This window comes from bacterium, from assembly GCA_019637795.1.
Taxonomy (GTDB): domain Bacteria; phylum Desulfobacterota; class Binatia; order HRBIN30; family CADEER01; genus JAHBUY01.
The window spans coordinates 236556-244402 of the sequence record JAHBUY010000009.1; the positions used below are offsets into that span (position 1 = coordinate 236556).

General features: G+C 73.9%; 8 protein-coding genes. 1 reads left to right on the forward strand and 7 read right to left on the reverse strand.

What is annotated here, in order from left to right; all coding sequences use genetic code 11:
* Positions 1-2: 2 nt before the first annotated feature.
* Genes KF840_26200 through KF840_26210 form a run of 3 tightly spaced genes read right to left on the reverse strand, consistent with a single transcriptional unit; the run spans position 3 to position 3113 of the window.
* Positions 3-926, reverse strand: coding sequence for a TIGR03564 family F420-dependent LLM class oxidoreductase (locus KF840_26200; protein MBX3028400.1), 924 nt, complete (start codon positions 924-926; stop codon positions 3-5).
* A 43-nt stretch (positions 927-969) separates the two neighbouring features.
* Positions 970-1374 (reverse strand): hypothetical protein, encoded by a 405-nt coding sequence (locus KF840_26205; protein ID MBX3028401.1) that lies wholly within the window; start codon positions 1372-1374, stop codon positions 970-972.
* Positions 1371-3113 carry a S8 family serine peptidase gene (locus KF840_26210; GenBank protein ID MBX3028402.1) on the reverse strand — a complete coding sequence of 581 codons (1743 nt, stop codon included), beginning with the start codon at positions 3111-3113 and terminating at the stop codon, positions 1371-1373. The genes KF840_26205 and KF840_26210 overlap by 4 nt, the downstream gene beginning before the upstream one ends.
* A gap of 158 nt (positions 3114-3271) precedes the next feature.
* Here KF840_26210 and ggt point away from each other — a divergent pair, with 158 nt between their 5' ends.
* A complete protein-coding gene (gene ggt, locus KF840_26215; protein ID MBX3028403.1) occupies positions 3272-4885 on the forward strand; it encodes a gamma-glutamyltransferase in 1614 nt (537 codons plus the stop codon).
* Positions 4886-5168: 283 nt separating this feature from the next.
* On the opposite strand, the gene KF840_26220 is transcribed toward ggt, so the two are convergent.
* The 4 genes from KF840_26220 to KF840_26235 all read right to left on the reverse strand — a co-directional run bounded on the left by KF840_26220 (position 5169) and on the right by KF840_26235 (position 7726).
* Complete coding sequence (locus KF840_26220; protein ID MBX3028404.1) at positions 5169-5564, reverse strand: XRE family transcriptional regulator; 396 nt, start codon at positions 5562-5564, stop codon at positions 5169-5171.
* Between the two features lie 195 nt (positions 5565-5759).
* Positions 5760-6266, reverse strand: a complete 507-nt coding sequence (locus KF840_26225) for a hypothetical protein (GenBank protein MBX3028405.1) — start codon at positions 6264-6266, stop codon at positions 5760-5762.
* A 35-nt stretch (positions 6267-6301) separates the two neighbouring features.
* The gene (locus tag KF840_26230; protein ID MBX3028406.1) at positions 6302-6673 is read right to left on the reverse strand and encodes a GNAT family N-acetyltransferase; all 372 of its coding nucleotides are present in this window, start codon (positions 6671-6673) and stop codon (positions 6302-6304) included.
* A 93-nt stretch (positions 6674-6766) separates the two neighbouring features.
* Complete coding sequence (locus KF840_26235) at positions 6767-7726, reverse strand: homocysteine S-methyltransferase family protein (protein MBX3028407.1); 960 nt, start codon at positions 7724-7726, stop codon at positions 6767-6769.
* Between the last annotated feature and the right edge of the window lie 121 nt (positions 7727-7847).

Here is a 7847-nt window from a genome sequence, read left to right on the forward strand (position 1 = left end):
GGTCAGCCGAGACAGCGGACCAGCAGCGCCCGCGTGCGCTCGAGCGAAGCCGCCGCGTCGCCGCCGGCCGGGAACGGCGCGGCGAGGAAGTCGGTGACGCCGATGCCGCGCAGGCGTTCGATCTGCTCGCCGACCGCCGATTCGTCGCCGACCATGGCGACGTCCGCCGGCCCCTCGGCGCCCTCGCGATCGAGCATCGCCCGGTACGAGGGCAGGCCGCCGTACACCTGGAAGATGCGCCCCGCGGCCTCGCGCGCCGCCGCGGCATCGTCGGTCACCGCCACCGGCAGGCCGACGACCACCCGCGGCGCCGCCCGCCCGGCCGCGGCGGCGGCGTCGCGCAGGCGCGGGATGGTGTGATCGCGCAGCGTCTTCGGCCCGGTCATCCAGGTGATGGTGCCGTCGGCGACGCTGCCCGCCAGGGCCAGCATCTTCGGCGCCAGCGCGGCGATCAGGATCGGACAGGGCGTGGCCCCCGGCACGGCGAGGTTCGCGTTCACCCGGTATTCGCTGCCGGCGTGGCTGACCGTCCCCTGGCGGATCAGCGGCGCCAGCACCGCCAGGTACTCGCGCATGTGCGAGTACGACCTGGCGTAGGACAGGCCGAACATCATCTCGATGACGACCTGATGCGAGAGGCCGATGCCGAGGGCGAAGCGGCCGGTGCAGGCGGCCTGCGCGGTCAGCGCCTGCTGCGCCATCGCCACCGGATGGCGCGGGTAGGTCGGCACCACCGCGGTGCCGAGCTCGAGGCGGGTCGTGGCCCGCCCGCACAGCGCCGCCGCGGTGATCGCATCGACGCCGAAGATGTTGGCGAACCAGGCGCTGGCGAAACCGTCGCGTTCGGCGCGCTCCGCCTGCGCGATCAGCCCGTCGATCCCCGACCGCTCGTTGCTGATCTCACCGATGCCGATGCCGATGCGCATGTGGTCTCCCGTGGGATGGCTGGCGCGTGGGGCGCGATGCGCCCTACGGCGAGGGCGTGGCCGGCGCGCCGCCGGTGATCTCGGCCAGCAGGTAGTCGTCGCCCATGTACTGACCGAGCATGCGCAGCGTGCTGCCCGCCGGCGCGTTCTGGAAGGTGGCCATCTGCGCGCGGTCGCCGCGCAGCAACACCTGCTCGGGATGCAGCTCGCTGCGATTGAAGAGGCTCATGCCCTCGACCTGCGGCGTCTGGGCGCGCAGGACGCCGAAGCGGCGGACGACGTCCCCGGCCCGGATCCTGATCGTCCCGAGGGTGCTGGCGCCGTCCGGCGGGTCGACGATTCCCTCCAGGCGCAGTTGCTGTCCGGTGCCGAACGGCCGCGGCTGGGCCACGGCGGCGGCGGCGACCAGGCCGAGGACGGCGAACGAGCAGAGGAGGGAGCGGGTCATGGTGGATCGCAGCGAAAGCGGACGCGATCATAGTCCGGACGCGTCGCCGTGGACAGCCGCATGCGGATCTCGCCGCTGCCAGGGGCGTCGGCGCGCGGCCGTTCGACGACGAAGGGCACCGTGAGGCTGCAGGCGTTCTGGCCGCGGAACGGGAAGTCCGGCAGCGCGAAGGCCAGGTTGTCGACGTTCAGCCGGTCGATGCTGCCCGCCGGCGCGGTCACCGGCGGCGCCAGGATGGCGAACGCCTCCAGCGGCTCGTTGGTCGCGCACTGGCGCAGCAGCGGGTCGCGCATGTTGACGCACAGCGCGACCCCGAAGGTGCAGCGGCCGAGCGCCTGGTCGCTGTCGCACAGCGGATCGTTGTCGACGCAGCGCACCAGGGCGCGCGCCGACGGGCTCACGGCCTCGGGCGGGATGATGCTGAGCTCGAGCAGGCCGTCGCTGGCGCGGCTGCCGCCGCCGCGTACCAGCTCGGGCGAGCGCATCGACGCCCGCAGGGCGGCGAACGCGTCGAGGCGCGGCACGCGGCGCGCCCCGTCGGCGATCGGCACGCCGCTGTCCCGCATCAGCGCCAGGACGCCGGCGGCGGTGAGCCCAGGGCGGGCGGCGATGAGCAGCGCGGCCGTGCCGGCGGCGTGCGGCGCGGCCATCGAGGTGCCGGAGAGCACCGCGAGGCCGCCGGCGAGCCCGTCCGACACGACGCCCACCCCGGGCGCGAACAGGTCGAGGGTCGCGCTGCGATTGCTGAAGCGCGCGATGGCGTCGGCGCCGTCCACCGCGCTCACCGACACGGCGCGCGACACGCAGGCGGGGGCGCTCATCGCATTGGCGCGTCCCTCGTTGCCGCTGGCCGCGAACACCAGGGTGCCGCGCTGCCACAGCCGGTCGATGACCTGGGCGAACATGCGGTTGGCGGCGCAGCCGGTCCGGTTGCCGCAGCCGATCTCGCAATCGCCGGCGAACTGCGCGGCGCTCACCAGGCTCATGTTGACGACGCGGACGTCCGGCCGGTCGCTGGCGATCCAGTCGAGCGCCGCGATCCAATCGGACAACAGACCGCGGTCCTGATTGTCGAGCACCCGCACCGCCACCAGGCCGGCGCCGGGGGCGACGCCGGGCGGCGAGACGACGCCGCGCGACACGGCGATGCCGGCGACGTGCGGACCGTGATGGTTGACGCTGGCGGCGCTGCCCGGTCCGGACTGTCGCGCCTGCCCGTTCGGGCAGCACGCCCGTCGCCGGGTGTCGCCCACCGCGCCGGCGCGGCAGAAGCACTCCTCCTGGCGCAGCGCCCCGGCGATGTCGGGATGCGTCTCGTCCACCCCGGTGTCGATGACGGCGATCACCACGCCGCTGCCGTCGACGCCGCGCGCGTGCACGCGGTCGGCGCGAATCTGGCGCACGGTGCGAGCGAGCGCCACGGTGCCGACGCCGTCGAGCTCCACGGCATCGACGTCTGGACTCGCCGCCAGCGCGGCCAACCCCTCCGCCGTCACCGTGGCGGCGAAGCCATCCACGGTCCGGTAGGCGTGGGCGACGCGCACGCCCGCCGGCGGCGCGGCGGGCAGCGCCGCCGCGCTCCGGCGCCCCGGCCGCATCGCGACCAGGACCGCCACCTCGCCCTGCTGCTCGGCGCGGGCCATCAGGCCGGCGCCGATCGTCGCCCCGCTGGCGGCGTCGGCGGCGACGAGCACGCTCAGGGCGACGAACAGGGAACCGGCGCGCGACACTCCCGGCATTACAGGGGCGGCACCGCGCCAATGCAACCGGCAGCGCGCGCCCGGGGTGTCCGCGCGGTGGTGGTGGACCGCTGCCCGATACCGCGACCACGGGAACAGCGCGGCGCGCCAGGGGGACTCGATCGCGGAACCTCCGGCGCTTCTGCTAGCAGGGCGGCATGTTCTCCTCGCATCGGCTCGACCCGCGGCGCGGCGCCGGCCGCTCGGTGGTGATGGCGCGGCACGGCATGGCCTGCACCAGCCAGCCGCTGGCGTCGCAGGCCGCGGTGGCGACCCTGCAGGCCGGCGGCAACGCGCTGGATGCGGCGGTCTGCGCCGCCGCCGTGCTCGGCGTCGTGGAACCGTTCATGACCGGCATCGGCGGCGACTGCTTCATGCTGATCTGGGATCCCGCCGAGCAGCGCCTGCACGGGCTGAACGGCAGCGGCCGGGCGCCGCGCGCCGCCACCCGCGAGGCGCTGCTGGCGCGCGGCCACCAGGTGATGCCGATGCTGGGGATGCTGCCGGTGACGGTGCCCGGCGCGGTCGACGCCTGGTGCGACGCGTTGGCGCGCTTCGGCCGGCGGACGCTGGCCGACGCGCTGGCGCCGGCGATCGACTACGCGACCGACGGCTTCCCGGTCACCGAGATCATCGCCAGCCAGTGGGCCTTCGCCGCCGGCATCCTGCAGAACGACGACGCGCGGCGCGCCTTCACCGTCGACGGCCGGGCGCCGCGGCCCGGCGAGGTGGCGCGCCTGCCGGAGCTCGCCGCCAGCCTGCGCCTCCTGGCCGCCGGCGGCCGCGACGTCTTCTACGCCGGCGAGCTGGCGCGGGCGATCGCCGAATGCTCGCGCGCCCACGGCGGCCTGCTCGACGCGGACGATCTGGCCGCCCACCGCTCGACCTGGGTCGAGCCGATCGCCACCGACTATCGCGGTGTCGAGGTCTGCGAGCTGCCGCCGAACGGGCAGGGCCTGACGGCGCTGCTGGCGCTGAACATCCTCGAATGCTTCGACCTCGCCGGGGCGGCCGCGGACGCGCGGGCGCACCTGCAGATCGAGGCGATGAAGCTGGCATTCGCCGATCGCGATCGCTGGATCGCCGATCCCGAGCATGCGGCGGTGCCGGTGTCGATGCTGATCGACAAGGCGTACGCGCAGGGCCGGGCGGCGCTCATCCGCCCCGAGGCGGCGCTGAAGCGGGTCCGCAGCGGCGGCGCGCCGATCTCGGACACCGTCTACCTCGCCACCGCCGATCGCGATGGCATGGTCGTGTCGCTGATCAACAGCCTCTACCTCGCCTTCGGCTCCGGCATGGTCGCCGGCCGTACCGGCATCGCGCTGCAGAACCGCGGGTTCGGCTTCCGCCTCGATCCCGCGCACCCGAACTGCATCGCCCCCGGCAAGCGGCCGTTCCACACCCTCATCCCTGGCATGGCGCTGCGCGACGGCCGGCCGCTGCTGGCGTTCGGCGTCATGGGCGGCGACATGCAGGCCCAGGGGCACGTGCAGCTCCTCAGCGCGCTCATCGACGGCGGCGACAACGTGCAGGAGGCGATCGAGCGCCCGCGCTTCAACTTTCTCGGCGGCGATCGCGTCGCCCTGGAATCGGCGCTGGCGGCGGCGCTCGGCGCCGACCTGGCGCGCCGCGGCCACGTCGTCGAGGACGAATCGGCGGCGCTGCTCGCCGGCGGCTTCGGCGGCGCGCAAGCGATCGCCATCGATCCCGAAAGCGGCGCGTGCTGGGGCGGCTCCGACCCGCGCAAGGACGGCTGCGCGATTGGCTTCTGACGGCGGGCGTCATCTCGAGGACGTTGGCGTCGGGTGCGCGGTCACTGGGGCGGTCGGACGGTTTCCGGCGCGCCACTGGCCGCCGGCGCCGGCGCGCGGTTGCCCTCGACGATGAGGCTCTGCGGCAGCGACCTTCATCACTCGCGCACTCGACAACGGCGCCCCCCTCGAGGAAGTGCGGAAGGCAGCCGGCCACGCCGACGCTTCCACAACGAAGCTCTACGACCGTCGCGGCCACAACCCAGAGTAGTCGGTGGCCTTCTTCGCGACCCACTGATTCGTCTCAGGCCGCGCCTTTGCTCTTGAGCGCAACGAAGCGGATGTCCACTCGCTTGTTGAGCGCCGACGCGATGCGGCGCAGCATCGCCAGCGAGTGGCCCTCGCAGTCGTCGTCCTCCAGCCGCGAGATGACTGACGCAGTGGTGCCAACCCTCGCGGCGAGTTCCTTCTGCGTCAGCTTCGCCCTGGGCCGACGTGCTGCGGCTCTTCCAGCGCGGCAGCGGCTCGCGGCGAGTTCCTTCTGCGTCAGCTTCGCCCTGGTCCGCAGCTCGTACACCTTGCGCGCGACCTCGGCACTCGCCCGTGCCTCCTCAAGCTCCGCAATTCGTTCGGGCCGCCCAGCGGAGAAGCGGCGATGAAGGTATTCGAGCGCCGCCGAGGTGCTCTTCTTCTTGGACATCGAAATCAATCCTCCGTTGGCATGAAGGTGTGCCGCTGCGGAAGAGAAGGATCTGAGTTGCGGTCTCGCGCCAGTTGTACCACGGCGCGTTTGCCGCCCGCTGCTGGCGGGTCGCCCCCGCCCCGGCGGCACCGCCGGCGCCCGGCGACTGCTGGCGCGCGGCGAGATCGAGCGGCCCGTCACCTGGGCCGACCGCTACCTGCCGGTGGCGTCGGCGTTGTTCGGCGGCGCGAACTGCTGATTGCTGTACGGGTTCGCGGTCGGTCGGATGACGGCGTTGAAGCCGAACCCCGCCGCCTGGTGGCAGCCGTTGCAGCCCTCGGTGAGCGCGTCGTAGGCGGCGACGAAGGCGGTCGCGTCGTGCGCCCTGATCGCCGCCCGCAGCGCGGCGATGGGGGCGGTGGTGAACTCCGGCATCAGCTCGGTGAGCGGGCGCGGCGCGTCCTTGTGGCGCGGATGGTACCGCACCGCGTCGGCGAAGCCCTCCGCCAGCTCGTCGACCTCGTAGGACGCCAGCGGCCAGTTCCCCGCCTCGCCGGCGTACCACAGCTTGAGGTGCCGCATCTGCGTCGCGCCCATGATCTCGCCCAGCCCTGGCACATAGGGCGGCGCGCTCCTCGCCGGCTTCGCCGCCGCCGCCAGCGGCGCCAGGGCGATCGCCGCGCCGACCGCAAGCGTCCCGAGCCACCGCGTCGTGATCATCGCAGACTTCTTCGTATCACGGCGCGCCGGGGCCTTCAGCGGCGCGCGGCGACCGTGAGCCGCAGGTGCGGCCACACGCGCCCGGGCTGGCCGGCGATCGGCGCCGCGATCTCGCCCACCCGGCGCGCGCCGAGGGCGAGATAGAACGGATCGGCGAGCGGATCGGCATCGATCGCCACCGCCGTCTCGCCGGCGGCGGCCGCGGCGGCGCGCACGCGCGCCAGCAGCGCCCGTCCGACGCCGCGGCGCAGGCAGCGCGGATCCACCCGGCAGTGCTCGAGCGACCACGGCGCCGCGCGGTCGTCGAGCTGCACGAACCCCGCCACGTCGCCGTCGATCTCGGCGACGAAGGGTCGGCCGGCGGACGATCGCCTCCGCCGACACCGTGAGATCGTCGCACCAGCGATCCAGTTGCGCCGCCGGGTAGCCCCAGTGCGCCTTCGCCGCGCGCGCGAGGCGGCTCGACGCCGCCGCCTCGCCGGAGACGCCGGCCCGGATGATCATCGCGCCGAGGTGAACAGCGGCACGCAGGCGCTGGCGATCTGCTCGATGTGCCGGGTGTCGGTGCCGCAGCAGCCGCCCATGACGGTGAGGCCCTTCAGGCGCTGCTTGAGCTGCGCGTACTGCGTGCCCAGCTCGGCGGGATTGCCGACGTCCAGCACGGGCGCCTCGTTGAGCTCGGCGTGGCTCATGCGCGAGGCGTTGGCGCGCACGCCACGGATGCGATCGAGCCACCCGGCCCCAGGCGCGAGGGCGTCCGCGAAGTGGGTCGGGTGGGCGCAGTTGATCATGTAGTACGCGGGATAGCGGCCGGTGTCGGCGTCGACCTGGGCGATGGCGTCGCCCAGCGTCTGGCCGGTCGGCAGGCGGCCGTCGGTCTCGACCGTGAACGAGATCGCCGCCGGCAGGCCGGCGGCGCGCGCGGCGCGGGCGACGCCGACCGCCTCCTCGGCGTAGTTCATGGTGATGGCGCAGGCCATGTCGGCGCCCGCCTCGGCGAACACCCGCGCCTGCGGGCCGTGGTAATCGGCGGCCTGCTCGGCGGACATCGCGGTGTCGGGCACGTAGCCATCGCCGCGCGGGCCGAAGCAGCCGCTGACCACCACCGGCGTCTGCGCGCTGGCGTACTCGTCGCGCAGCCGGTGCAACAGCTCGACGCTCTGCCGGCTGGCCGCCGCCAACCCGTCGGGCGTGTAGCCGAGCCTGGCGGCCCAGTCCGGGCTGGCGCGCCAGGTCGCGCTCTCGAGGATGATCCCGGTCTGGTGGCGCCGGGCGATGTCGAGGTACGAGCGGAAGTACTTCTCCAGCGCGGCCCGGCCCTCCGCCGACGCCAGCAGGTGGAACGCCGCGAAGTGCGGCAGCTCCAACGCCTCGTGGAAGATCAGCGTCGTCTCGATCCCGCCGTCGGTGAGAAAGGGTCGCTCGGACAGTTGTGGAAGCGCGTCGCGATACGAAGCCATGCATCCCTCCGTGCGCAGCAGCCGTCGCCCGATTGCGACGATGACACCGCCCTAGGGCGAATGGCCTCGTCAGGCAAATTTTTTCTGCGACGGCGGGCTAGGCGCGCCGGCGGCGGAGGCC

What these genes read in the sequence shown, in the direction of transcription:
- KF840_26200 (MBX3028400.1), bottom strand. Translation starts at nt 926, where the DNA reads ATGCGCATCGGCATCGGCATCGGTGAGATCAGCAACGAGCGGTCGGGG.
- KF840_26205 (MBX3028401.1), bottom strand. Translation starts at nt 1,374, where the DNA reads ATGACCCGCTCCCTCCTCTGCTCGTTCGCCGTCCTCGGCCTGGTCGCC.
- KF840_26210 (MBX3028402.1), bottom strand. Translation starts at nt 3,113, where the DNA reads ATGCCGGGAGTGTCGCGCGCCGGTTCCCTGTTCGTCGCCCTGAGCGTG.
- ggt (MBX3028403.1), top strand. Translation starts at nt 3,272, where the DNA reads ATGTTCTCCTCGCATCGGCTCGACCCGCGGCGCGGCGCCGGCCGCTCG.
- KF840_26220 (MBX3028404.1), bottom strand. Translation starts at nt 5,564, where the DNA reads ATGTCCAAGAAGAAGAGCACCTCGGCGGCGCTCGAATACCTTCATCGC.
- KF840_26225 (MBX3028405.1), bottom strand. Translation starts at nt 6,266, where the DNA reads ATGATCACGACGCGGTGGCTCGGGACGCTTGCGGTCGGCGCGGCGATC.
- KF840_26235 (MBX3028407.1), bottom strand. Translation starts at nt 7,726, where the DNA reads ATGGCTTCGTATCGCGACGCGCTTCCACAACTGTCCGAGCGACCCTTT.